The 292-nt window shown below is 72.9% G+C and carries 1 pseudogene; it reads left to right on the top strand.

The features are described 5' to 3' along the window. Positions 1-292 (top strand): annotated as a pseudogene (locus tag ACQG3P_RS19280) (hypothetical protein); the annotation flags it as partial.

The following is a 292-nucleotide window of genomic DNA, read 5'->3' as shown; positions in this document are numbered from 1 at the left end:
CAGCAGCGCGGTGGGTACCGCGGCCACCGCCTCGGCCACCGGCGCCACGGCGCTCGGTGCGGATGCGTCGGCACGCGGTGACAACAGCACCGTGGTCGGCCGCCTGGCCTCGACCAACGCCACCAACGGCGTGGCCGTGGGCCACGGTGCCTTCGTCAGCAACGGTGCCAACGGCATCGCCATCGGCTCCGCTGCCGGTGCGTCCGGTGCCAACGCGGTGGCGCTGGGTGCAGGGTCGCGTGCAGTGGAGGCCACTGTGGTCTCGGTCGGTGGCGGCAACGGTACAGATTCG

Origin of the sequence: Stenotrophomonas sp. SrG, from assembly GCF_050031795.1 — a bacterium.
Classification (GTDB): domain Bacteria; phylum Pseudomonadota; class Gammaproteobacteria; order Xanthomonadales; family Xanthomonadaceae; genus Stenotrophomonas; species Stenotrophomonas rhizophila_A.
The sequence above is the reverse complement of the archived record's forward strand: the minus strand, read 5'-3'. Positions and strand labels throughout refer to the sequence as shown.